20 protein-coding genes are annotated in these 23,578 nt (G+C 67.7%); 6 read left to right on the plus strand and 14 right to left on the minus strand.

Annotated features, from left to right (window positions below; all coding sequences use genetic code 11):
* Nucleotides 1-6 precede the first annotated feature (6 nt).
* Nucleotides 7-1,176: an LLM class flavin-dependent oxidoreductase gene (locus OJF58_RS09275; protein ID WP_300783726.1), complete on the minus strand. Its 1,170-nt coding sequence runs from the start codon at nt 1,174-1,176 to the stop codon at nt 7-9.
* A 96-nt stretch (nt 1,177-1,272) separates the two neighbouring features.
* On the opposite strand from OJF58_RS09275, the gene OJF58_RS09280 reads away from it, so the two are divergent.
* From OJF58_RS09280 to OJF58_RS09290, 3 genes are read left to right on the plus strand one after another with little or no spacing between them, the layout of a single operon-like run.
* Nucleotides 1,273-2,397: a PQQ-dependent sugar dehydrogenase gene (locus OJF58_RS09280; RefSeq protein ID WP_300783727.1), complete on the plus strand. Its 1,125-nt coding sequence runs from the start codon at nt 1,273-1,275 to the stop codon at nt 2,395-2,397.
* Nucleotides 2,398-2,408: 11 nt separating this feature from the next.
* Nucleotides 2,409-3,020 carry a Maf family nucleotide pyrophosphatase gene (locus OJF58_RS09285; protein ID WP_300783728.1) on the plus strand — a complete coding sequence of 204 codons (612 nt, stop codon included), beginning with the start codon at nt 2,409-2,411 and terminating at the stop codon, nt 3,018-3,020.
* Nucleotides 3,017-3,907, plus strand: coding sequence for a shikimate dehydrogenase (locus tag OJF58_RS09290; RefSeq protein WP_300783730.1), 891 nt, complete (start codon nt 3,017-3,019; stop codon nt 3,905-3,907). Before OJF58_RS09285 ends, OJF58_RS09290 begins: the two co-directional genes overlap by 4 nt.
* Before the next feature lie 121 nt (nt 3,908-4,028).
* Here OJF58_RS09290 and rho read toward each other — a convergent pair whose 3' ends face one another.
* From rho to ubiE, 9 genes are all read right to left on the minus strand, one after another.
* Nucleotides 4,029-5,408: a transcription termination factor Rho gene (gene rho / locus OJF58_RS09295; protein WP_300783731.1), complete on the minus strand. Its 1,380-nt coding sequence runs from the start codon at nt 5,406-5,408 to the stop codon at nt 4,029-4,031.
* A gap of 186 nt (nt 5,409-5,594) precedes the next feature.
* On the minus strand, nt 5,595-6,506 hold the full coding sequence (locus OJF58_RS09300) for an NAD(P)-dependent oxidoreductase (RefSeq protein ID WP_300783732.1): 912 nt from the start codon (nt 6,504-6,506) through the stop codon (nt 5,595-5,597).
* Complete coding sequence (locus OJF58_RS09305) at nt 6,503-6,976, minus strand: GNAT family N-acetyltransferase (protein ID WP_300783733.1); 474 nt, start codon at nt 6,974-6,976, stop codon at nt 6,503-6,505. The genes OJF58_RS09300 and OJF58_RS09305 overlap by 4 nt, the downstream gene beginning before the upstream one ends.
* Before the next feature lie 3 nt (nt 6,977-6,979).
* Nucleotides 6,980-7,396, minus strand: coding sequence for a carboxymuconolactone decarboxylase family protein (locus tag OJF58_RS09310; RefSeq protein ID WP_300783735.1), 417 nt, complete (start codon nt 7,394-7,396; stop codon nt 6,980-6,982).
* A gap of 48 nt (nt 7,397-7,444) precedes the next feature.
* On the minus strand, nt 7,445-7,912 hold the full coding sequence (locus tag OJF58_RS09315; protein ID WP_300783736.1) for an Rrf2 family transcriptional regulator: 468 nt from the start codon (nt 7,910-7,912) through the stop codon (nt 7,445-7,447).
* A 21-nt stretch (nt 7,913-7,933) separates the two neighbouring features.
* Nucleotides 7,934-8,416 (minus strand): dUTP diphosphatase, encoded by a 483-nt coding sequence (dut, locus tag OJF58_RS09320; protein WP_300783738.1) that lies wholly within the window; start codon nt 8,414-8,416, stop codon nt 7,934-7,936.
* Nucleotides 8,417-8,426: 10 nt separating this feature from the next.
* A complete protein-coding gene (gene coaBC / locus OJF58_RS09325; RefSeq protein WP_300783739.1) occupies nt 8,427-9,653 on the minus strand; it encodes a bifunctional phosphopantothenoylcysteine decarboxylase/phosphopantothenate--cysteine ligase CoaBC in 1,227 nt (408 codons plus the stop codon).
* A gap of 49 nt (nt 9,654-9,702) precedes the next feature.
* Nucleotides 9,703-11,238, minus strand: a complete 1,536-nt coding sequence (gene ubiB, locus OJF58_RS09330; RefSeq protein WP_300783741.1) for a 2-polyprenylphenol 6-hydroxylase — start codon at nt 11,236-11,238, stop codon at nt 9,703-9,705.
* On the minus strand, nt 11,239-12,045 hold the full coding sequence (gene ubiE, locus OJF58_RS09335; RefSeq protein ID WP_300783742.1) for a bifunctional demethylmenaquinone methyltransferase/2-methoxy-6-polyprenyl-1,4-benzoquinol methylase UbiE: 807 nt from the start codon (nt 12,043-12,045) through the stop codon (nt 11,239-11,241).
* 24 nt (nt 12,046-12,069) lie between these two features.
* On the opposite strand from ubiE, the gene OJF58_RS09340 reads away from it, so the two are divergent.
* Complete coding sequence (locus OJF58_RS09340; protein ID WP_300783744.1) at nt 12,070-12,804, plus strand: SDR family oxidoreductase; 735 nt, start codon at nt 12,070-12,072, stop codon at nt 12,802-12,804.
* Nucleotides 12,805-12,942: 138 nt separating this feature from the next.
* Here the strand turns inward: OJF58_RS09340 and OJF58_RS09345 are convergent, their stop codons facing one another.
* Together OJF58_RS09345 and OJF58_RS09350 are read right to left on the minus strand one after the other, a co-directional pair.
* The gene (locus tag OJF58_RS09345; RefSeq protein WP_300783746.1) at nt 12,943-13,905 is read right to left on the minus strand and encodes a ribonucleotide-diphosphate reductase subunit beta; all 963 of its coding nucleotides are present in this window, start codon (nt 13,903-13,905) and stop codon (nt 12,943-12,945) included.
* A 117-nt stretch (nt 13,906-14,022) separates the two neighbouring features.
* A complete protein-coding gene (locus OJF58_RS09350; RefSeq protein ID WP_300783748.1) occupies nt 14,023-15,891 on the minus strand; it encodes a ribonucleoside-diphosphate reductase subunit alpha in 1,869 nt (622 codons plus the stop codon).
* A gap of 448 nt (nt 15,892-16,339) precedes the next feature.
* On the opposite strand from OJF58_RS09350, the gene OJF58_RS09355 reads away from it, so the two are divergent.
* Together OJF58_RS09355 and msrB are read left to right on the plus strand one after the other, a co-directional pair.
* Complete coding sequence (locus tag OJF58_RS09355) at nt 16,340-21,178, plus strand: NAD-glutamate dehydrogenase (protein WP_300783750.1); 4,839 nt, start codon at nt 16,340-16,342, stop codon at nt 21,176-21,178.
* Nucleotides 21,179-21,222: 44 nt separating this feature from the next.
* Entirely contained in the window at nt 21,223-21,624 is a 402-nt protein-coding gene (gene msrB / locus OJF58_RS09360) for a peptide-methionine (R)-S-oxide reductase MsrB (RefSeq protein WP_300783751.1), read from the plus strand.
* A 69-nt stretch (nt 21,625-21,693) separates the two neighbouring features.
* Here msrB and OJF58_RS09365 read toward each other — a convergent pair whose 3' ends face one another.
* Together OJF58_RS09365 and OJF58_RS09370 are read right to left on the minus strand one after the other, a co-directional pair.
* Entirely contained in the window at nt 21,694-22,668 is a 975-nt protein-coding gene (locus OJF58_RS09365; RefSeq protein WP_300783752.1) for an alpha/beta hydrolase, read from the minus strand.
* A gap of 33 nt (nt 22,669-22,701) precedes the next feature.
* Complete coding sequence (locus OJF58_RS09370) at nt 22,702-23,571, minus strand: metal ABC transporter permease (RefSeq protein ID WP_300783753.1); 870 nt, start codon at nt 23,569-23,571, stop codon at nt 22,702-22,704.
* Between the last annotated feature and the right edge of the window lie 7 nt (nt 23,572-23,578).

Here is a 23,578-nt window from a genome sequence, read left to right on the forward strand (position 1 = left end):
TCGGGTTCACTCCGCCGCGCGGCTCGACCTGGCGGCGTACTTCGCGATCTCGCCTTCCACCGCGGCCTGGCTCTGCGCCGAGTAGGTGCCGCGGTTGGAAGTGGCGATATCGTAACTGCGCTGGCGCAGCGTATTGGCGCCGCGCTGGAAGTGGGGATGGACGAAGCGGGCCATCAATTCGTAGGAGCGCAGGGTCGCCGGCCAGTCGGCCCAGTTGTTGGCGAGCAGCAGCACGGCGCCGAAGCCGCCGTCCGATCCCTGCCACAGCCGCTCGAAATGCCGGATGCAGTCGTCGGGCGTGCCGATGCAGGCGATGCCCTCCCGGGTAAGATAGTCGACGGCATCGGTGATGCCCGGCGGCAGGATCGGGAAGGTCGCGACATCGGTGAAATACCGGGCGAAACGATCGAGGCCGAATTTCACCTCCTCGTGCGCCTTCTCGCGGGTCTCGGCCACGTGCGCGAAGGTGACGATGCGCCACCTGGAACGGTCGGCGGCCTTGCCGGCCTGCCGGGCATGGTCGGTGTAGATCTTCCAGTTGTTGGCATGGGCTTTCAGGGCGTCGTCCGATGTGCCACCGATCGACAGCATGCCGATGCCATGGCGGCCGGATGCCACCGCGCCGACCGGCGAGCGGGCGCAGGCCACCGCCATTTCCATCCCGGGCTGGCTGTAGGGTCGGAGCTGGAGCTGCGCGGCGTTGAGGTCGAACCAGTCCGTCTTGCGCGTGACCGACCGGCCGGCCATCAGCTCGACGATGGCATCGAGCGCCTCGTTCATGCGATCGCGCTGGTCGGCCGCCTTGATGCCCATCTTCGCCGCATCGTGCACCAGGGCGCCCGGCCCGACCCCGAACATGGCGCGGCCGCGGGTCATGTGATCGAGCTGGGTCATGCGCGAGGCCAGCATGAAAGGATTGTGGTAGGGCAGCGACACGACGCCCGTCCCCAGGCGGATATGGCGCGTGCGCTCGGCAGCCGCGGCGATGAACATCTCCGGGCTCGCGATGATCTCGAAGCCGCCGGAATGATGCTCGCCGATCCAGGCCTCGTGGTAGTTCAGGCGGTCGAGGTGCTGGAGCAGCTCCATGTCGCGCTCGAGCGCCAGGGTCGGATTCTCGTCGAGCGCATGGAAGGGCGCCATGAAGATGCCGGTACGCAGATAGCGGTCAGACACGGAACCCTCCCGATTTGGCGCGCCGAGTATAATGGCCGGCCTTTCGTGCGCCAGCCCGGAGCGCCCATGTGCCATCCCCGCGACCAGGAGAGTTTATTGCAACGTCGCCGTTCCTTCCTTGCCACCGCTGCCGCGGCCGTGGCCACACCCGCGATCGCACGCGCCCAGGATGTGATCCGCAGCGCCAAGGCGTCGTACCGGCTGGTCACGCTCAGCCGCGATCTCGAGCAGCCGTGGTCCATCGCCTTCCTGCCCGACGGCCGGCTGCTGATCACCGAACGGCCAGGCCGCCTGCGGCTGTTTGCCCGGGGCCGGCTCGAGCGCGCGCCAGTCGGGGGTTTGCCCAAGGTCTATGCCCGCGTCCAGGGCGGCCTGCTGGATGTCTGCCTGCATCCACGCTTCACCGAGAACCGGACCCTCTACCTTTCATACGCCGGCGAGGGCGAAGGGGGCGCCGCGACCGTGGTGGCGCGCGCCGAGCTGGCCGAAAGCGGCGGTTTGCGCGGTGTGCGTCCGATCTTCGAGGCTTTGCCGCGCGCCTCCGGCGGCCTGCATTTCGGCTCGCGGATCGCCTTCGACCGCGCCGGCCTGATGTATGTCACCACGGGCGAGCGCTTCCAGATGCAGCGCGCCCAGAAGCTGGGCGATCTCGGCGGCAAGGTCGTCCGGCTCCGGGACGACGGGTCGGTGCCGCCGGACAATCCCTACCTCGGCCGCGACGGGGCGCGACCGGAAATCTTCACCTACGGCCATCGCAATCCGCAGGGGATCGCCATGCATCCCGACACCGGGCGGATGTGGCTGATCGAACATGGGCCGCGCGGCGGCGACGAGCTCAACCTGCTGACTGCCGGCGCCAACTACGGCTGGCCGCTCGCCACGCACGGCATCGACTACAACGGCGCCACGATCTCCGATCACAAGAGCCTGCCCGGCATGAAGGATCCCGTCCGGGCCTGGGTGCCTTCGATCTCGCCCTGCGGCCTCGCTTTCTATACCGGCGACAGGTTTCCGGGATGGAAAGGCTCGCTGTTCACGGGCGCCCTGTCGAACCATGCCCTGTTCCGCATCGAGCTCCAGGGCGAGCGCTATGTCGGCGAGGAACGGTTGCTCGTCGACCGTCTTCCCTTTATTCGCGACGTGCGCCAGGGCCCGGACGGGCTCCTCTATCTTGTCACTTACAGCGATGACGGCGGATTGTATCGTCTGGAGCCCGCGTAATCGTAGATCCCATGCCCATCCCATCGCTTATCCTTGCGTCCGCCAGCCCGTCCCGCCGCCAGCTCCTCCGCAATGCCGGTCTCGACTTCGAGATCGAGGCGTCGGGTGTCGACGAGGACGAGGCCAAGCGCAGCCTCGTCAGCGGGCGCGCCGCGCCGCAGGAAATCGCCGAGAAGCTGGCCGAGATGAAGGCGCTGCGCGTCTCGGCGAAGCATCCCGACGCCATGGTCGTGGCCGGCGATTCGACCCTCGCCTGCCAGGGCCGGCTGTTCGACAAGCCGCCCTCGATCGAGACGGCCCGCAAGCAGCTTCTCGCCCTGCGCGGTCAGACGCACGAACTCTTCTCCTGCGTCGTCGTGGCCCGTGGCGGCGCACGGTTGTGGCATTGGAACGAGCGCGCCCGGCTCACCATGAGGCCGTTCAACGAGGCGTTTCTCGACGCCTATCTCGCCCGTGCCGGCGACAGCGTGCTGAGCTCGGTAGGCGCCTATCAGCTCGAAGGTCTGGGAGCACACCTCTTCAGCCGGGTGGACGGCGACTATTTCACCATCCTGGGCCTGCCCCTGCTGCCGCTGCTCTCGTTCTTGGCCGGCCACGGCATCGGCCTGGCGAAGGCCGCGTGACCGCCTACGAGACCCTGCTGGCCGAAGCGCGCGACCGGCTCTTCGCCGCGATCGTCGGCTGGCCCGTCGAGCATTCGCGCTCGCCGGCGCTGCACGGCTTCTGGCTGCGACAGCACCGGATCGACGGCCATTACGGCCGACTGCCGGTCGAGCCGACCAAGCCCGCGCTCGAGACGCTCGTCACCTTCCTGCGGCGCACCCCCAATGCGCGCGGCTGCAACCTCACACTGCCGCACAAGATCGAGATCATGCCGCTCCTGGACCGCATCCATCCCGAGGCGGCCCGCATCGGCGCCGTGAACACGGTGGTCAAGCAGGCCGACGGCGCACTGGAGGGCCGCAACAGCGACGGCTTCGGCTTCCTGGCCGCGCTGAAGGACGGCGCTCCCGGCTGGGACGCGGCCGCCGGTCCGGTGGTCGTGCTGGGGGCGGGCGGCGCCGCGCGCGCGGTCGTCGCCTCGCTGGTCGGGGCCGGCGTGCCGGAGCTGCGGCTCCTCAACCGCACGCGGAGCGCGGCGATCGAGCTGGGCCTTGCCTTCACGCCCGACGACGGACGACAGATCGCGATCGAGCGCTGGGACGAGCGCGCGGCGGTGCTCCATGGGGCGACGTTGCTCGTCAACACGACCTCGCTCGGCATGAAGGGCCAGCCGCCGCTCGATCTCGACCTCGCCCGCCTGCCCACGACCGCCGTCGTGGACGACATCGTCTATGTGCCGCTCGAGACGCCGCTGCTGGCCGCCGCGCGCGTACGCGGCAACCGCTGTATCGACGGGCTGGGCATGCTGCTGCACCAGGGCCGCATGGGTTTCGAGGCGTGGTTCGGAGTCGAGGTCGCCGTCAGTCGCGAGCAGCGCCACGCCGTCGCGGCGGATCTGGGCGCGTAATCGAGTTCGTTTCTGGACTCAAGAAAACAGTGTCAACCCGAACGAAGTGAGGGATCTTTGATTGCCAATCGGCCAAGATCCCTCGCCACGCTCGGGATGACACGGAACAAGAGGTCGCGCGCTACTGGTTCATCGAGCTGAAGAAGTCGGCGTTGGTCTTGGCGGTCCTGAGCTTGTCGAGCAGGAACTCGATGGCATCGACGGCGCCCATCGGCATGAGGATGCGGCGCAGCACCCACATCTTGGAAAGCGTCGCCCGGTCGACCAGCAGCTCCTCCTTGCGTGTGCCCGACTTGGTGATGTCGATCGCCGGGAAGGTGCGCTTGTCGGCGACCTTGCGGTCGAGGATGATTTCGGAATTACCGGTGCCCTTGAACTCCTCGAAGATCACCTCGTCCATGCGGCTGCCGGTGTCGATCAGCGCCGTGGCGATGATGGTGAGCGAGCCGCCTTCCTCGATGTTGCGCGCCGCGCCGAAGAAGCGCTTCGGCCGTTGCAGCGCGTTGGCGTCGACGCCGCCTGTGAGCACCTTGCCCGAGCTCGGCACCACGGTGTTGTAGGCACGACCGAGGCGCGTGATCGAGTCGAGCAGGATCACCACGTCCTTCTTGTGCTCGACGAGGCGCTTGGCCTTCTCGATCACCATCTCGGCCACCGCGACGTGGCGGCTCGCCGGCTCGTCGAAGGTCGAGCTCACGACCTCGCCCTTCACCGTGCGCTGCATGTCGGTCACTTCCTCCGGCCGCTCATCGACGAGCAGCACCATGAGGTAGACCTCCGGATTGTTGGCGGTGATGGCGTGGGCGATGTTCTGCATCAGCACCGTCTTGCCGGTGCGCGGCGGCGACACGATCAGCGCGCGCTGGCCCTTGCCGATCGGCGCGATCAGGTCGATCACGCGGGTCGAGATGTCGAGCTGCTGCTGCGGCGTCGAGGTCGCCTTCTTGGTGAGCGTCCCGGTGGTGCGGCGGCCCGAGCTGACGCGGCCCGACGAGGTGGCGCGACTGCTCGACTGCTCCTCGGAAATGGTCGCGGCCATGGCGCCCGCGCCCTCCATCTCCAGCTTCAGCTTCTCGTCGGGGTAGAGCGGCGTCAGCGAATCGAAATTGATGCGGTGCCGCAGCGCCTCGGGATCATCGAAGTTGATCTTGTTGATCTGCACCAGGGCGAAGTAGCGCTCCCCGTCCTTGGGGGCGCGGATCTCGCCATCGACCGTGTCGCCGGTCCTGAGGCCGAAGCGGCGCACCTGGGCCGGGCTCACGTAGATATCGTCGGCGCCGGGCAGGTAGTTGGCTTCCATCGAGCGCAGGTAGCCGAAGCCGTCGGGCAGCACCTCGATGGTGCCGCTGCCGAAGATCGCCTGGTCCGAGGCGGCGAGCTTCTGCAGGATGGCGAACATCAGCTCCTGGCGACGCATCTGCGCAGCGCCTTCCACGCCCTGTTCCTCGGCGAAGGCCAGGAGTTCGGGCGGCTTCTTCTTCTTCAGGTCTTCCAGATTCATTGGGGCTTCAGGGGTTGGGGAAATGACGCACGCGCTCGCGCGACCGTTTGGTCGAATCTCGATGAGTGTCGTGTCGTAATGGGTGGACCCCGTCGATCACCGCCGGGCGGCGGCGCCAAGGGCCCGAAGGTGGCGTTTATATAGGGAAACGCAGGGAGCGTGTCAAAGGGTGGCCGGGACGCTCGCTCAGCTCCCTTCCTCGGCCAGCATCTCGGCATAGCGGAAGATCTCGGTGTGGTCGGCGGACGCGCCGATCCTGCCGTTGGCATCGGCCCAGTAGGCCACGGCCTGCTTCAGGTTGGGCATGTTGAGCTTGAGATGGCTCGCGACGTCGGCCGCCGTCCGCAAATCCTTGACCATGAGACCGGCCGTGAAGCCTGCGGCGAAGGTGCGCGAGACGACGAACTGACGACCCTTCACCTCGGTGGCGTTGCTCTTGCCGGTCGAGCTGTTGAAGACGTCGACCATGGTTCCTGGATCGAGGCCGAACGCCTCGCCCACGACCAACGCCTCGCACATGGCGACCAGCCCGGCGGCCGAGAGGTAGTTGTTGAGCGCCTTCATGGCATGGCCTGCGCCAGCGGGCCCGCAGAGCGTGATGGTCTTGCCCATCGCGGCGAAAGCTGGACGGGCGCGCTCGAGGTCGGCGGCCGCGCCGCCCACCATGATGCTGAGCGAGCCGTCGACGGCACGTTTCACGCCGCCCGAAACCGGGGCATCGAGCAGCGCGAGGCCCCGCCCTGCAAGGTCGCGTGCGAGCTTTTGCGTATCGACCGGGTTGGAGGAGCTCATATCCATCACCAGTGCGCCCGCCTCGAGGCCCTCGACCGCGGCATCGCGTCCTTCGAGCACCGCCTGTCGCACCGCCTTGCCGTCCGGTAGCATGGTGATCAACGCTGCCGCCCCCTGCGCCGCCGCCTTGGCCGAGGCCGTCGCCAGCGCCGACGGATGACTGCCGACGAAATCGGACACCGCCTTCTGCGACAGATCGAACACGCGCAACTTGAAGCCCGCTTCGGCCAGACGATTGGCCATCGGCCGGCCCATCATGCCGAGGCCGATGAAGGCGATGGTGGCGGGCGGCGCGAGTGTGGTCATTGGGCGGCTCCGGACATGAGATCGTATTCGTAGAACGGCAGGGTGCGGCCGGGAATGGCATCCGACGGCGCGTTTCGCACAAACCGCGCGCCCATCCGCTCGTAGAATGGCGCGGCATTTGGATCGGCCAGGATGGCCATGCGTTCCGCGCCGAGTTCGCGGGCAAGCGCCGCGGCCGCGGTGAACAGCGTGCGCCCGACGCCGCTGCCGATGGCCGGCGGATCGACGAACATCAGGCCCAGCTCGGCCGCCGCACCCTCGGGCTGGACGCGCACCAGGCCGACGGCATTGCCCACGGCATCGCATGCCACCAGCACATGCCCCGCTTCGATGTCGGCTTCGTCGACCGTGATCGCCGGCCTGCTGAGGCGCATGAATTCGGCATCGTAGCCCCAGTGCGCCTTGGAGCGCAGACAGATCGCGGTGAGGCTTGCCGCCTCGCCGCGTCGTGCCGGCCGAACCGAGATCATCGGCTAGATGCCGCGCTCCTTGAAGACCTCGCGGGCGGTCTTGAAGGCGTCGAGGCTGGCGGGGATGCCGCAATAGATCGCGACCTGCAGGAAGATCTCCTTGATCTCGTCCTTGGTGAGGCCGTTGGTCAGCGCGCCGTTGATATGGAGCTTGAGCTCCGGCCCTCGGTTCAACGCCGCCAGCATGGCGAGGTTCAGCATCGAGCGCGTCTTCTTCGGCAGGCCCGGCCGCGTCCAGACATAGCCCCAGCAATACTCGGTGGTGACGTCCTGGAAGGACATCATGAAGTCGTCAGCGTTGGCCATCGAGTTGTCGACGTAGCTGGCGCCCAGGACCGCTTTGCGAACCTTTATGCCCTCGTCGTACAGCTTCTTGTTGCGCGGCTTGGGTTTGCCCTTCCTCGTGGTCGCCTTGGCCATCGTCTGCTCCTCCAAATCAAACAGCGGCGGAGCATAGCGCAGGATCGTCTATGCGACGACCCGCGGAGGATGCCGCAGAGCACCCATCTTCGCGGCATCGAGCCCCTTGGCGCGCACGCGCTGGCAGAGATCGTCGATGGTGATGGTGTCGAGCTGCATCATCATGTCGTCGCGCAGCTTCTCCCACATCGGCCATACGACCTCGTGCGCGAGCGGCGAGCCGACCGACAGGTCCGAAGGCTCGGTCTCGGCCTCGAGCCGACGCACCACGCGCACGACCTCGCCCAACGTGATGTACGCCTTGTCGCGACCGAGGCGATAGCCGCCGCGCGGCCCACGCTTGCCGGCCAGGATGCCGGCATGCACCAGATGCTGCAGGACCTGCTCGAGATAGCGCCTGGGGATGCGCTGGCGCTCGGTGATGTCGCCGCTGCGGACGGGCTGCTCGCCATCATGGCAGGCGACATCGAGGACCGCCTCGATCGCAAACATGGTCTTCTTGCTAAGCCGAGGCATTCCTCCGATTTCCCCTTGGCCCTAGCTCCGCTTCGACGCCCCTGCCCCGACACCCGTGGAGCCGAAGCCGCCGGCGCCTCGGGCCGTTTCGTCGAGCGCCGGCACCTCTCGCCAGACCGCCCGGGCGTGTCGCGCCACGACGAGCTGTGCAATTCTCATGCCACGGCTCAGCCTGAACAGCTCCTTGCTCAGGTTGACGAGGATCACGCCGACCTCGCCGCGATAGTCGGCATCGATCGTGCCCGGCGCGTTTGCGACGGTGATGCCGCTTTTGGCAGCGAGCCCGGAGCGCGGCCGCACCTGGGCCTCGAAGCCCACCGGCAGGGCGATGGAGATGCCGGTCGGCACGATTCGCCGCTCCAGCGGCGCGAGCTCGATGTCGTGGTCGATGGCGGCCAGCAGATCCGCACCGGCGGCCGCGGCGGTTGCATAGTCGGGTAGGGCCAGGTCGCGGCCGTGCGGCAGGCGCACGACCCGGATTTCGACCGTCTCGACGCCTGTCATTTTCCGACCGTCACTCTGCAGCCGCCGCCGGACGCGGGCGACCGAGATGGTCGGCAATCCGATCCGCAAGCCGCGCCGCGACCTCTTCCTTGGCCAGTGTCGGCCACTCCTCGACGCCGCCGGCGCTCACCAGATGCACGGTGTTGCGTTCGCCGCCGAAGGTGCCGGCGGCCGGCGAGACGTCGTTGGCGACGATCCAGTCACAACCCTTGCGCCGACGCTTGTCGACGGCGTTGGCGACGAGGTTCTCGGTCTCCGCCGCGAATCCCACCACCAGCTTCGGCCGCTTCGGCCCGGCTTTGGAGAGCGTCGCCAGGATGTCGGGATTGGGCGCGAGCTCGAGGCTGGGTGGCGCGGCCCCCGGCTTTTTCTTGAGCTTGGCCGAGGCGGGCCGTGCCGCCTTCCAGTCGGCGACGGCGGCGGCGCAGACCGCAACGTCGACCGCGCCCGGCTGCAGGCAGGCCGCGAGCATCTCGTCCGCCGACTCGACCTTCACCACTTTCAGGCCCGGCGGGTCGGCGATCGCGACCGGTCCGCTCACCAGCGTCACCTCGGCGCCGAGGCACGCCAGCGCTGTGGCGATGGCGTGGCCCTGCTTGCCCGAGGAATGGTTGGAGATGTAGCGCACCGGGTCGATCGCCTCGCGGGTCGGCCCCGAGGTCACGAGGGCCCGCTTGCCGGCGAGTGGACGGCCCTTCGCCAACAAGGCCTCGATGGCGGCCACGATCTCCTCCGGCTCGGACATGCGGCCGGGCCCGAACTCGTTGCACGCCATGACGCCCTCGTTGGGACCGACGAAGGCGACGCCTCGCCCTCTCAATGTGGCTACGTTGGCCGCGGTCGCCGCATGTGTCCACATGCGGACATTCATCGCCGGTGCCGCGAGCACCGGCTTGTCGGTGGCCAGCAACACCGTCGAGGCGAGATCGTCGGCAAGGCCCGCCGCCATGCGCGCCAGCAGATTGGCCGTCGCGGGCGCCACGACCAGCAGGTCGGCGTCGCGCGACAGCTGGATATGACCCATCTCGCTCTCGTCGGTGAGCGAGAACATGTCGCTGTACACCCGATCCTCGGTGAGCGCCTGCAGGGAAAGCGGCGTCACGAATTCCGCCCCCGCTTCCGTCAGCACGCAGCGGACCGCGGCACCCCGCTTGCGCAGCAGGCGGATCAGCTCCTGCGACTTGAAGGCCGCGATGCCGCCCGCGACGATCAACAGGATACGCTTGCCGTTCAGCATGGCGCCGAGACTAGCACGGTGCGGGCGGCTGCGAAAATCGAGCCATCCGTCAACTCCACCCCTCGACGATCGCAACGACCGCAAGGACCAGCGCCGCTACCGCGATCACCTCGACGAGCACCGTCCGCCAGCCGCGTCCCGCCAATGCCGGCACCATCTCGGACTGTTCGGCCCTGCGCCGCTCGCGCTCGGCGACCAGATGCAGGTTGTCGATCAGCCGCGGCAGCCGGCGCAGTCCGTGGGCAATATCGCGAGCGGCGCGGCGCGTCGTGGCTCGCGGCCCGAAGTGCGTGACCATCCAGTCCTCGATCAGGGGCCGCGCCAGCTCCCAGATATTGACCATCGGGTTCAGCCGCGTGCCCATGCCCTCGGCCATCAGCATGGTCTTCTGCAGCAGGAGAAGCTGCGGCTGCACCGCCATCTCGAACTGCTCGGTGACGCGCAGCAGATGGGCGAGCAGACGCGCGATCGAGATCTCGTGGCTCGGCTTGCCGAAGATCGGCTCGCCGATCGAGCGGCAGGCCTGGGCGAACATCTCGAGCGACTGGTGATGCGGCACGTAGCCGGCGCGGAACTGCACCTCGGCCACCGCGCGATAGTCGCGCCTCAGGAAGGCGACGAGAAGCTCGGCGAGGTAGCCGCGCGTGTCCTCGTCGACGCGGCCCATGATGCCGAAGTCGACCGGCACGATGCAGCCGGACCGATCGACGAAGGCATTGCCGCCATGCATGTCGGCATGGAAGAAGCCGTCGCGGAACACCTGGTAGAAGAAGGCCTCGGCGCACTTGCGCATGATCTCGTTGGGATCGTGCCCGGCGGCGACGATGGCGTCGCGATCGCCGATCGGCGTGCCGTCGACGCGCTCCAGCGTCATGACGCGCTGTGCCGTGCGGTCCCAGTCGATGTCGGGCGTGCGATAGGTGGGATCGTCGCGGAAATTGTCGCCCAGTTCCTGCGCTGCTGCGGCCTCCATGCGGAGATCCATCTCGACCCGCACCACATCGGCGAAGGCCTTGACCGACTCGATCGGCTTCAGCCGGCGGAAGCGCGGCTGGGTGCGCTCGACCAGTTCGGCCATCCAGTAGAAAAGGTCGAGATCGCGCGCGAAAGCTTCCTCGATGCCGGGCCGCAGCACCTTCACGGCGACATCCCGGCCGTCGGACGTGACGGCGAAATGGACCTGCGCGATCGAGGCCGCGGCGACCGGCACGTCGTCGAAGCGTTCGAACAGCTTGTCCACCGGCCGGCCGAGCTCGTTCTCGATGATGCGTCGCGCCTCCGCCCCCGAGAAGGGCGGCAGATGGTCCTGCAGGCGGGCGAGATCGGCCGCCACCTCCTCGCTCAGGAGGTCGGCGCGCGTCGACAGGGCCTGGCCCAGCTTGATGAAGGAGGGGCCCAGCTCCTGCAGGGCGGTCGCCAGCCGTTCGCCCGGCCGGCGCGTCTGACGACGCCAGGCGAACAGCCGCGCCCAGGCCACCAGCGCGGGCGCGATCGCCAGCGTCTCGAGCGGGAACAGCGCGTCGTGCCGGGCGAAGGTGACCGCCATCCGCAGGAGGCGCCAGCCATTGCGCAGGGCGCGGAACATTCAGATCCGCCAGCCCGAATGAAGCGCGACGACGCCGAGCGTCATGTTGCGCCAAGCGACCTGCGCAAAACCGGCGCGGCGCAGACGCGCGGCAAGCTCGCGCTGCGGCGGGAAGCGGCGGATGCTCTCGTGCAGGTAGCGATAGGACTCGGCGTCGTGCGCCACGATGCGGCCGAAGAACGGCAGCGCGCGCTCGGAATAGGCATCGTAGAGGCGGCCGACAGGCGCCGAGGTGACCTTGCTGAATTCGAGACAGTAATAGCGACCGCCAGGTTTCAGCACTCGCCAGGCCTCGCGCAGCGCCTGGTCGATGTCGGTGACGTTGCGCAGTCCGAAGGCGATCGTGTAGGCGTCGAAGGCGCGATCGGGGAACGGCAGGTTCTCGGCGTCGCCTGCCGCCCAGGTCAGACCCTGCAAGAGGCCGCGATCGATGGCACGGTCGCGGCCGACACGCAGCATCGCTGGATTGATGTCGCAGACCGTGACGTCGGCGCGTGCCCGCCCCTTCTCCTCGACCCTCCTCGCCAGCCGGAAGGCGATGTCGCCGGTGCCGCCCGCCACGTCGAGCAGCCTTTCACCCGCGCGCGGATTCACGACATCGACCAGCGCGTTCTTCCACAGACGGTGTACGCCGCCGGACATCAGGTCGTTCATCAGGTCGTAGCGCGGCGCCACGCTCTCGAACACCTCGCGCACGAGGCCGGCCTTTTCCGCCCTCGGCACATCGCGATAGCCGAAAGACGCCAGCCCGTCGTCCGTCCGGGCCTCCCGGTCGGCGGCGGACGCGCTAGGATCGGGTTCGCTCATGGGGCGCAACCTAGAGGAATCGCCATGCTGCTGAAAGACCGGGTGATGCTGATCACCCATGTCGAGAAATTCGCAGGCTACGGCACCACCGAGGTGGCACTGGCGCAGGGCGCCACTGTGCTGGCGCACGATCCGTCCTTCGAGGCGCCGAGCGCGCGCCGCCAGTACGAGGGCCGGTTTCCCGGCGCCCATGCGCTGTCGGCGACCGATCCCGCCACCGTGGTCGAGCTGGCCCTGAAGCGGCACGGTCATATCGACGCGCTGGTGAGCAACGACGCCTATCCGGCGCTGCGTGCGCCGCTTGGCGAGGCGCGGCTCGAGGACTATCGCGCGGCGTTCGAGACGATGGCGGTGGCGCCGTTCCACCTCGTGCAGCTGGTGGCGCCCTCGATGCGCAAGCGCAAGTCGGGCCGCATCGTGTTCGTCTCGTCGGCCGCCCCGCTGCGCGGCATCGCCAACTACACGCCCTATGTCTCGGCCCGCGCCGCGGCCAACGGGCTCGTCGCCTCGCTCGCTCGGGAGCTGGGCCGCGACGGCATCACCGTCAACGCCGTCGGCTCGAACTACGTCGAGAATCCCGAGTACTTTCCGCCGGCGCTGCTGGCCAATCAGGAAGCCATGGCCAAGATGACGGCACAGATCCCGCTCGGCCGGCTGGGCAAGAGCACGGAGCTCGGCGCGGCGATCTGCTTCCTCTGCTCCGACGGCGCGGGCTTCATCACCGGCCACGTCCTGCCGCATGCCGGCGGCTGGGCGTGACGGGCTCCAGTCGCGATTGGCGACCTGTCCGATTGCGACAAGCCCGTGTCATTCCGAGCGAAGCGAGGAATCTTTCGCGGTGCCGAAGATCCCTCGCGCCGCTCGGGATGACAGCCCTTTTGCATGACTGCGAGGCCGTTAGCCGAACGCCTCCTCCCAGGTGCCGCGGGTCGAGGCCTTGGAATATTCGGTGGCGCGGTTCTCGAAGAAGTTGGTGTGCTCGATGGCGTTCAGCATCTGGTCCATCCATGGCAGCGGATTCTTGGCGTCCTTGCGGTAGATGGGCTGCAGGCCGAGCTGGGTGAGGCGGCGGTCGGCGATGAAGCGGATGTAACGCTTGACGTCGGTCGCGGTCATGCCCTCGATGCCGTCGAGCTCGAAAGCGAGGTCGATGAAGGCATCCTCGTGATCGACGATGGTCGAGCAGGCGATGTAGAGCTCGCGCTGCAGCGCCTCGGTCCAGACCTCCGGGTTCTCCTGCACGAAAGTGCGGAAGAGCCGGATGATCGAGTTGCAATGCAGGGTCTCGTCGCGCACCGACCAGGAGATGATCTGGCCCATCCCCTTCATCTTGTTGAAGCGCGGGAAGTTCATCAGCATCGCGAAGGAGGCGAAGAGCTGCAGGCCCTCGGTGAAGCCGCCGAACACGGCCAGGGTCTTGGCGATGCCGGGCTTGGAGTCGACTGTGAAGCCTTGCATGTAGTCGTACTTGTCCTTCATCTCCTTGACGCGGAGGAAGGCGGAGTATTCGGCTTCGGGCATGCCGATCGTGTCGAGCAGGTGGCTGTAGGCCGCGATATGGACCGTCTCCATGGCGGAGAAGGCCGCCAGCATCATCTGCACCTCGGTCGGCTTGAAGACGCGTGCGTAGGCCCGCATGTAACAGTTGTTCACCTCGACGTCGGCCTGGGTGAAGAAGCGGAAGATCTGCGTGAGCAGATGCCGCTCGCTGTCGGAGAGCTTGTTGCGCCAGTCCTTGACGTCGTCGGCCAGCGGCACCTCCTCGGGCAGCCAGTGGATGCGCTGCTGGGTCAGCCAGGCATCATACGCCCAGGGATAGTGGAACGGCTTGTAGATCGGCTTGGCGTCGAGCAGGGACATCGGTTCACTCTCATCGATTCTTGCAAACCGGTGTCATCCCGGGCGCAGCGGGGGATCCTTCGTCGAACGACGCGGAACGATCCCCCGCTTCGCTCGGGATGACACGGGCGGAGCCTCTTACTGGCAGCTCAGGCATTCCTCGTAGTTGTTGGCCTCGCCGACCGGCGGCGTGCCGGTCGGCCGAGGCAGGGGGGCGTCGAGGTTAGGCGCTGAAAGGGCCTGATCGCCGATGGGCGCGACGACGGCGTCGTTCGACACGGTCTCGGCGCGCTGGATGGAGAGCGAGCGGCAGTAATAGAGGCTTTTGACGCCGCGCTTCCAGGCCATCAGGTGGATCTGGTGCAGGTCGCGCTTGTGCACGTCGGCCGGCAGGAAAAGGTTGAGCGACTGGCTCTGGCAGATGAAGGGCGCGCGGTCGGCGGCATGCTCGACCAGCCAGCGCTGGTCGATCTCGAACGCCGTCTTGAACACCGCCTTCTCGTGATCATCGAGGCAGTCGAGATGCTGCACCGAGCCCTGGCTGGTCATGATCGAGGTCCAGGTGTCCTCGTCGTCCCTGCCCTTCGCGGCCAGCACTTTCTCGAGATACGGGTTGCGCACCACGAAGGAGCCCGACAGGGTCTTGTGGTTGTAGACGTTGGCCGCCGAGGGCTCGATGCCGGGCGAGGCGCCGCCGCAGATGATCGAGATCGAGGCCGTGGGTGCGATCGCGAGCTTGTGGGAGAAGCGCTCCTCGATGCCGAAATCGGCGGCGTCCGGGCAGGCACCGCGCTCCCTGGCGAGCGTCTTCGAGGCGAGATCGCACTGGCTGCGGATGTGCTTGAACATCTTCTTGTTCCACACCTTCGCCATCACCGCCTCGATCGGGGTGTTGTTCTGCTGCAGGAAGGAGTGGAAACCCATGACGCCGAGCCCCACCGAGCGTTCGCGCATGGCGGCGTAGGTGGCGCGCGCGAAGTCGCTGCCGGCATTGTCGATGAAGCCCTGCAGCACGTTGTCGAGGAAGCGCATCACGTCCTCGATGAAGGTCGGATGCTCGTGCCACTCGAGGTAGGTCTCGAGATTGAGGGAGGAGAGGCAGCACACGGCAGTGCGCTGCTTGCCGTCGCGGTCGACGCCGGTCGGCAGCGTGATCTCGCTGCACAGGTTGGAGGTCTTGACCTCGAGACCCGCCAGCTTGTGGTGCTCGGGCCGCGCCCGGTTCACGTGATCGACGAAGACGAGGTAGGGCTCGCCGGTCTCGATGCGCGCCGTCAGGATGCGGATCCAGAGATGCCGGGCCGAGATCTTGCGCAGGACGGCGCCGTCCTTGGGGCTGGTGAGCGCCCATTCCTCGTCGTTCTCGACGGCGCGCATGAAGGCGTCGGAGACCAGGAGGCCGTGATGGAGGTTGAGCGCCTTGCGGTTGGGGTCGCCGCCGGTCGGCCGGCGGATCTCGATGAACTCCTCGATCTCGGGATGGCTGACCGGCAGATAGACCGCCGCCGAGCCGCGCCGCAACGAGCCCTGGGAGATCGCGAGCGTGAGCGAATCCATCACCCGGATGAAGGGCACGACACCGGAGGTCTTACCGTTCATGCCGACCTTCTCGCCGATCGAGCGCAGGTTGCCCCAGTAGGAGCCGATGCCGCCGCCACGCGCGGCGAGCCACACGTTCTCGTTCCAGAGACCGACGATGCCTTCCAGCGAGTCGGTGGCTTCGTTCAGGAAGCAGGAGATCGGCAGGCCGCGCTGCGTGCCGCCGTTGCTGAGCACCGGCGTCGCCGGCATGAACCAGAGATTGCTGATGTAGTCGTAGAGCCGCTGGGCGTGCGCATCGTCGTCGGCATAGGCCGAGGCGACCCGGGCGAACATGTCCTGGTAGCTCTCGCCCGGCAGCAGGTACCGGTCGGTCAGGGTGGCTTTGCCGAAGGCCGTCAGGCGGGAGTCCCGGGAGGAGTCGGTAACAACACGCGCACCGCTTCGAACTTGAACGACATCAAACACTTGCGGCCCCCATTTTCTTCTTGTCCACACCTGTGGATAAAACAGTTTGTGGAAGACACCTACATGTAGGGACCGGCTTCCGCATCCCCACTATCCATTGATGATACGCTGGGCGGCGCGCCTGTCATGGGCAAATTTATACGTCGATTGTGAATCTGAGGAATTGTAAGTTAAGCCTTTGTTATTACGTCATAAAAAATAATCCTGGATTTTTGAACCGTGGCTGAATCACCACCTTCGCAAGCGCAGCAAAGGAAGAGAACAAAACGCGCTTCCCCGCGGAATCTTTGACCACCAAACAGAAACCGCAGCGATTTGGCCGACCATCGTCTGCGCACCTGTCCAAAGGCTCGACGCGGTAGGCACTTCTGCCATCGCCAACTCATCGTCGTCAGATTGTCACAGAGCAGCGTACCATCGGCCGGGCGCTGCAGGACGGGACGAGGTTATGGCGACAGCATTCGCACCGCGGATTTCGGAGCTCGAGGCCATTTGCACGGCCGCGGTGACGAGCTCGGGCAGCGAGGAGACGGCTCAGTTCGCCCATCGGCTCTATCAGCGGGTGGCCGACAAGGACCTCCGCCTGGCGCCGGTGGAGCAACGCGCGGCGGCCGCCGCCTGCCTGATGGCCTTCGCCCGCCGGCGACTGCCGGGGGTGGCCAAGGTACGTGTCTTCAACCCCACATTGGCCGACCACGGCTTCGAGAGCCGGCATACGATCGTTCAGATCGTCAACGACGACATGCCGTTCCTGGTCGATTCGATCGCCAACGAGCTGAACCGTCGCGAGATCACCGTCCATCTGCTGGCCCATCCGGTGATGGCGACCCGGCGCGACCTCGACGGCGATCTGGTCGAGGTGACCGGCGAGGCAGGCCAGCGCGCCCGGCCGGAATCGATGATGCAGATCGAGATCGATCGCCAGGCCGACCGCCTGCAGCTCGACGATCTCGCCGCGGCGCTCAGCCGGGTGCTGGGCGAGGTGCGGATGGCGGTCGAGGATTGGCGGCCGATGCGCCAGGCCTGCCTCGATGCGCTCGAGGACCTGATGGCGGGCCACGGCAACGAGCTGGCCGAGCAGGAGGAGTTCCTGTGCTGGCTCGAGTCGAACCATTTCACGTTCCTCGGCCATCGCCGCTACCGCTACGCCGACGATCCGGCTTATCCGGGCGGCATCCGCTACGAGCTGGTCCCCGGCTCGGCGCTCGGCATCCTGCGGCGCGACGAGGTGCGCCTGTTCGAGAGCGGGCTGGGCGGGGGCGAGCCGATGTCGCGCTTCGCGCGCGGCCCCAGGCCGCTCATGATCGTCAAGACCGACCGGCCGTCGCTGGTCCATCGCAGCGGGCCGATGGATTGCATCATCGTCAAGACCCACGACGCGGACGGGCGGGTCACCGGCGAACGCCGCCTGGTCGGCCTCTTCACCTCGACCGCCTACCACGCCATGGTGCGCGAGGTGCCGCTGCTGCGCGGCCGGGTCGATAGCGTGCTGCGGCGCGCCGGCCTCGACCCCAACGGCCACGACGGCAAGGCGCTGCTCGCCATCCTCGACGCCTATCCGCGCGACGAACTGTTCCAGATCGACGAGGACACGCTCTACAACCATGCGCTCGGCATCCTGCAGTTGCAGGAACGCCGCCGCGTCGCCCTGTTCACGCGGCGCGACCCGGTCGGCCGATTCGCGACCTGCCTGGTCTTCGCCCCGCGCGAGCGCTTCGACGCGGCGCTGAGCGACCGCTTCGGACACCTCCTGCAGGAGGCCTGGCACGGCAGGGTGACATCGGTCGCAGGCTCGAGCAGCGACGAGTCGGCGCTCGCGCGGGCGCTCTACACGCTGAAGCTCGACCGGCCCGATGCGCCCACACCCGATCTCGCCGCCCTCGAGCAGGCGCTGGCCGACGCGGCGACCTCGTGGAACGACCGGCTGCGGCTCAGCCTGCAGGCGAAGTTCGGCGAGGCCGAGGGTCGGGTGGCGGCCCGGGCCTGGCGCAGCTACTTTCCATCGGTCTATCGCGACAGCTTCGATGCCAGCCAGGCCGTGGCCGATCTCGAGCCGCTGCAGGCGGCGCTTGCCGGCACGCCATTCGGCGTGCGCCTCGCGCGCGCCCCGGGCCTGCCTTCCCATCGCTTCACCGTTCGCCTTTTCCATCCCGAGGAGCCGATCGCGCTCTCCGATATCCTGCCGCTGGCCGAGAATCTCGGCCTGCGCGTCCTGAGCGAAGCGCCCTTCCTGCTGCGCGGCGACGACGGGAAGAGGAGCGTCGCGCTGCAGGTGCTGAGCGTCGAAACGGCGGACAAGTCGGCGGTCGATCTCGACCTGGTGGGCCCGCGCTTTGCCGAGACGCTGCGGCAGCTCTGGGCGGGCGCGATGGAGAATGACGGGCTGAACACGCTGGTGCTGCGCGCCGGCCTTGCCTGGCGCGAGGTGGCGCTGCTCCGCGCCTATGCCAAGTATCTGCGCCAGGCCGGTATCGCCTTCAGCCGCGAATACATGGAGCGCACCCTGGCGGCCTATCCGGCGATCGCGCGCGGCATGGTCGATCTCTTCATCGCCCGCTTCGACCCGGCGCTCGGTGCGGCCGACGCCGATGCGCGCAAGGGCCGCCTGGAGGCGATCGAAGGCGCGCTGTCCAACGCGCTCGACTACGTCACCACCCTCGACGAGGATCGCATCCTGCGGCGCTTCCTCAATGCCGTGCATTGCAGCCTGCGCACCAACTACTGGCAGAAGGACGAAGCCGGCGCGCCCAAGGAGTGGATTTCCTTCAAGATCGACAGCCGGGCGATCGACGATCTGCCCGCCCCGCGCCCGCTGGTGGAGATCTTCGTCTACAGCCCGCGCATGGAGGGGATCCACCTGCGTGCCGGGCGCGTGGCGCGCGGCGGCATTCGCTGGTCCGACCGGCGCGAGGACTTCCGCACCGAGATCCTGGGCCTGATGAAGACCCAGGTCGTGAAGAACGCCGTGATCGTGCCGACCGGCTCCAAGGGCGGCTTCTATGTGAAGCGGCCGCCCTCGGGCGGCACGCGCGAGCAGATCCAGGCCGAAGGTGTCCGCTGCTACCAGACCCTCGTCCGCGGTCTGCTCGATCTCACCGACAACTACGCCGGCGGCGCGATCACGCCGCCGCCGGATGTCGTACGGCACGACGGCGACGATCCCTATCTCGTGGTCGCCGCCGACAAGGGCACCGCCACCTTCTCCGATATCGCCAATGCGCTGGCGCGCGAGTACGGCTTCTGGCTCGACGATGCCTTCGCCTCGGGCGGCTCGGCGGGCTACGACCACAAGAAGATGGGCATCACCGCGCGCGGCGCCTGGGAATCGGTGAAACGCCATTTTCGCGAGCTCGGCACCGACATCCAGCGTACGCCGTTCACCGTTGCCGGAGTGGGCGACATGTCGGGCGACGTGTTCGGCAACGGCATGCTCTTGTCGAAGGAGATCAAGCTGGTCGCTGCCTTCGACCATCGTCATATCTTCATCGATCCCGCGCCCGATCCGGTCGCGAGCTGGACCGAGCGCAAGCGCCTGTCCGACCTGCCGCGCTCCTCCTGGATGGACTACGACAAGGCACTTCTCTCGGTCGGCGGCGGCGTCTACGACCGGAACGCGAAATCGATCGCGCTGTCGGAGGAGGCGCAGGCCGCTCTGGGCATCGACCAGCCGACGATGACACCGGTCGACCTGATGCGCGCCATCCTGAAAGCGCCTGTCGATCTTCTCTATTTCGGCGGCATCGGCACCTACGTGAAGGCCTCGGGCGAGACCAATGCCGATGCGGGCGACCGGGCCAACGACGCGCTGCGCATCAACGCCGCCGATCTCAGGGCGCGCGTCGTCGGCGAGGGCGCCAATCTCGGCTTCACCCAGCGCGGACGGATCGAAGCGGCGCGCGCCGGTCGCCGGATCAACACCGACGCGCTCGACAATTCGGCGGGCGTCGACACGTCCGACCACGAGGTGAACATCAAGATCGCCACCGGCGCCGCGATCGAGCGCGGCGAGCTCGCCGCGGCCGACCGCGACGCCCTGCTGTTCGGCATGACCGAGGAGATCGCGGCGCTGGTGCTCCGGAACAATTATCAGCAAAGCCAGGCGATCAGCGTCGCAGTGGCGCAGGCCGCCGAGGAGCACGACCGCCTCGAGCGCTTCATGCGCGATCTCGAGCGGCCTTTGGAGCGTCAGGGCCGGCTCGACCGCGCCGTCGAGTTCCTGCCCGACAGCGCAGCGATGCGCATGCGGGCGCAGAATCGCCAGTACCTCACCCGGCCCGAGCTCTCGGTGCTGCTCGCCTACGCCAAGATCGACCTCACCGACCAGATCCTCGATTCGGACCTGCCGGACGATCCGCTGCTGGTCGGCGAGCTGCTGCGCTATTTCCCGACGACCTTGCAGCAGCGGCTCGGGGACGTGATCCGCGAACATCGCTTGCGGCGCGAGATCGTCACGCTGCAGGTCGTGAACTCGCTGGTCAATCGCTGCGGCCCCACCTTCGTTCGCAGCGTCGCGCAGCGCACCGGAGCCACGGGCGATGCCATCGCGCGCGCCTTCGCGGTGGTGCGCGACGCCTGGAAGCTGCGCGACCTCTGGGCCGACATCGAAGCGCTCGACCAGACGCTGAAAGCCGAGGCGCAGACCCGCATGCTGGTGGCCTCGCAACGCTTCCTCACGCGAGCGGTGCAGTGGACGCTGCGCCGCCTGCCGCAGCCGCTCGACACGATGGCGGCGACCGATCTGCTGCGCGCAGCGGTGGCCGCGCTGGACGATCTGCCGCCGGCGCTGATCGGTCCCGCGGAAAGCGCGGCGCTGAACGAACGCGCGGCGACCTTCGAGGCGCTGGGCGCGCCGCCACCGGTGGCCCGCAGAGCCGCATCGCTCGACACGCTGGCCGCCGCCGGCGACCTGATGCAGGCGGCCCGCGCCAACGGTTGCAGCCTCGAGGAGGCGGCCCGCCTTTACTTCAGGCTGGGCGAGCGGCTGTCGCTGGCGGCCCTCGGCAACGGCGCGCAGAAGCTGCCGCGCGAAGGGCAATGGCCCTCGCAGGCGGCGCTGTCGATGCTGGACGACCTCGCCGGCTTGCACGCCGATCTCCTGGCTTCGGTCCTGCGCGCCGCCGGGCCGCGAATGGCAGGCGATGCCGACGCGGCGCTGGCGCGCTGGGGCGAGGGCCGAAAGCTCGCACTCGAGCGCGTCGACCGGCTGAGGGACGAGCTTGCCGCGGCGGGCCAGCTCGATCTCGCCATGCTCTCGGTCGCGGCAGCCGAGTTGCGCGGGCTTGTCTGAGGCGGGATCATCGCCACATCGGCGGCGCGACATTGGAGGAAATCATGGACGACAAGGCCCCCATCGATAAAGGCGATGCCGAATGGCGCCAGGAGCTCGATCCGCTGCAGCATCACGTGCTGCGCGAGCATGGCACCGAGCGGCCCTTTACCAGCCCGCTGAACAACGAGAAGCGCAAAGGCGTTTTCCGTTGCGCGGGCTGCGGCCAGCCTTTGTTCGATTCCTCGACCAAATACGAAAGCGGCTCGGGCTGGCCGTCGTTCTGGGCGCCGATTCCCGACGCCATCGGCACCTCGGTCGACAAGAGTCACTTCATGACCCGTATCGAAGCTCATTGCGCCAAGTGCGGCGGCCATCTCGGCCATGTCTTTCCCGACGGCCCGCAACCGACAGGCCAGCGCTACTGCATGAACGGCGCCGCGCTGAAGTTCGAGGAGAAGAAATAGCCTTCTTTTGGACCGCGCGCTTCCAGCGCGCCCTCATGAGCGCGCAGGATGCGCGCGGTCCAGAAGAGATCAAAGTCCCTTCAGGAACTCGACCAGCAGCCGGTTCACCTCTTCCGGCCGTTCCTGTTGCACCCAGTGGCCGGCGCCATCGAGGATGTGGCTGCCGCGCAGCCCGGGCAGCGTCTTGGGATAGGCGTCGAGCTGGCTTTGTGCGGCGGGGAACTTGAGAACACCGTCGCGGCTGCCGGCAATGAAGAGCGAGGGCTGGCGGATGGGCAGGCCGCGCCAAGGCGCGGCAAGCTCCCAGTTGCGCCGCAGGTTGCGATACCAGTTCAGCCCGCCGCGAAAGCCGGTGCGCGCGAATTCCTGGACGTAATAGTCGAGATCCTCCGGCCCCAGCCAGGCCGGCAGCGCCGGCGGATCGACCGTGTTGCCGAGCAGAGTGCCGGTCGTGAGACGGGCGAAACCCTTGCCCTTCTCGGTATGATCGCCGCTCGCGGTGAAATAGAGTCGGCGCAGCGCGCCTTTGATGTCGGCCTGCAGCTCGGCCTCGGGCACACCGGGCTTCTGGAAATACTGCAGGTAGAAGTCGTGGATGCCGAGCTTGTCGAGGGCGGTCAGGATATCGACATAGCCCGGTGGCGCGTAGGGCACGCTCATGGCGCACACCGCCGGAAAGAGATCGGGCCGCCAGAGCGCGGCATGCCAGGCGACCGGTGCTCCCCAGTCGTGACCCACGATCACGGCGCTGGTCTCGCCCAGCGCCTTCGTGAGCTCGGCCATGTCGCCCACGAGCTGCAGCAGCGTGTACTGGTCGATCGCCTCGGGCGCCTCGGTGCCGCCGTAGCCGCGCATGTCGGGCGCCACGCAGCGGAAGCCGGCGGCGCTCACGCCGGCCAACTGATGGCGCCACGAATACCAGCTCTCCGGCCAGCCATGGCAGAACAGCACGAGCGGTCCGCTGCCGATCTCGGCGTAGCGCATATGGATGTTGTTCGCCGTGACCGTCTTGAGCGCCACGCCCGGCACCGGTGAGCTGCCCATGCCTCTTTCCTCCTCCAACGACATGGCGCGAGACTAGCCGCGAAGATGGGCCGGTTGCGACAGCCTTGCGCGCACCGAGGCGCGTGAGCCGAAGAGCAGCGAGCCAAGGAAGAAGAGGCTCGCGACCAGCACGATTGCCGGCCCGGAGGGCAGGCCGGCGTGGAACGAGACCAGGAGCCCGATCGCGGCCGACAGGAAGGCCATGGGCGCGGCGATGGCCGTCATCGACCAGACCTCGCGCGCCCAGAACGAGGCCGCCACCGCCGGCAGCAGCATCAGACCGAGCGCCATCAGCGTCCCGAGCGCCTGGAACGCCGCCACCATGTTCAGCACGGCAAGCGCCAGGAAGAGATAGTGATAGACCGCGCCGCGCACGCCCATCGCCGCCAGGAAGCCGGGATTGAAGCATTCGACGACCAGCGGCCGGTAGATCGCGGCCAGTCCGACCAGGGTCACGGTCGTGGCGCCGACCACGAGACAGAGCGCGGTGTTGTCGACGGCGAGGATGGCGCCGAACAGGATGTTCATCAGGTCGATCGCCGAGCCACGGAAGGAGACGATCATCACGCCGAGCGCAAGCGCGGTGAGATAGGCTGCGCCGAAGCTCGCATCCTCGCGCATGCGCGTGAAGCGCGCGATGGCGCCGGAGGCGAGGGCGGTCGCGATGCCGGCGGCGAAGCCGCCGAGGCTCATGGCCGGCAGCGACAGCCCGCCCAGCACGAAGCCGAGAGCGGCCCCCGGCAGCAGCGCATGGGCGAGCGCATCGCCCATCAACGTCATGCGCCGCAGGATCAGGAACACGCCGATCGCGGCGCCGCCTGTCGACAGCGCGAGGCTCGCGACCAACGCCCGCCGCATGAAGGCGAAATCGGCGAAAGGCCCGATCAGGCTGTCGTAAAGCATGGATGCG

The organism is Enhydrobacter sp. (assembly GCF_030246845.1).
GTDB lineage: Bacteria > Pseudomonadota > Alphaproteobacteria > Reyranellales > Reyranellaceae > Reyranella.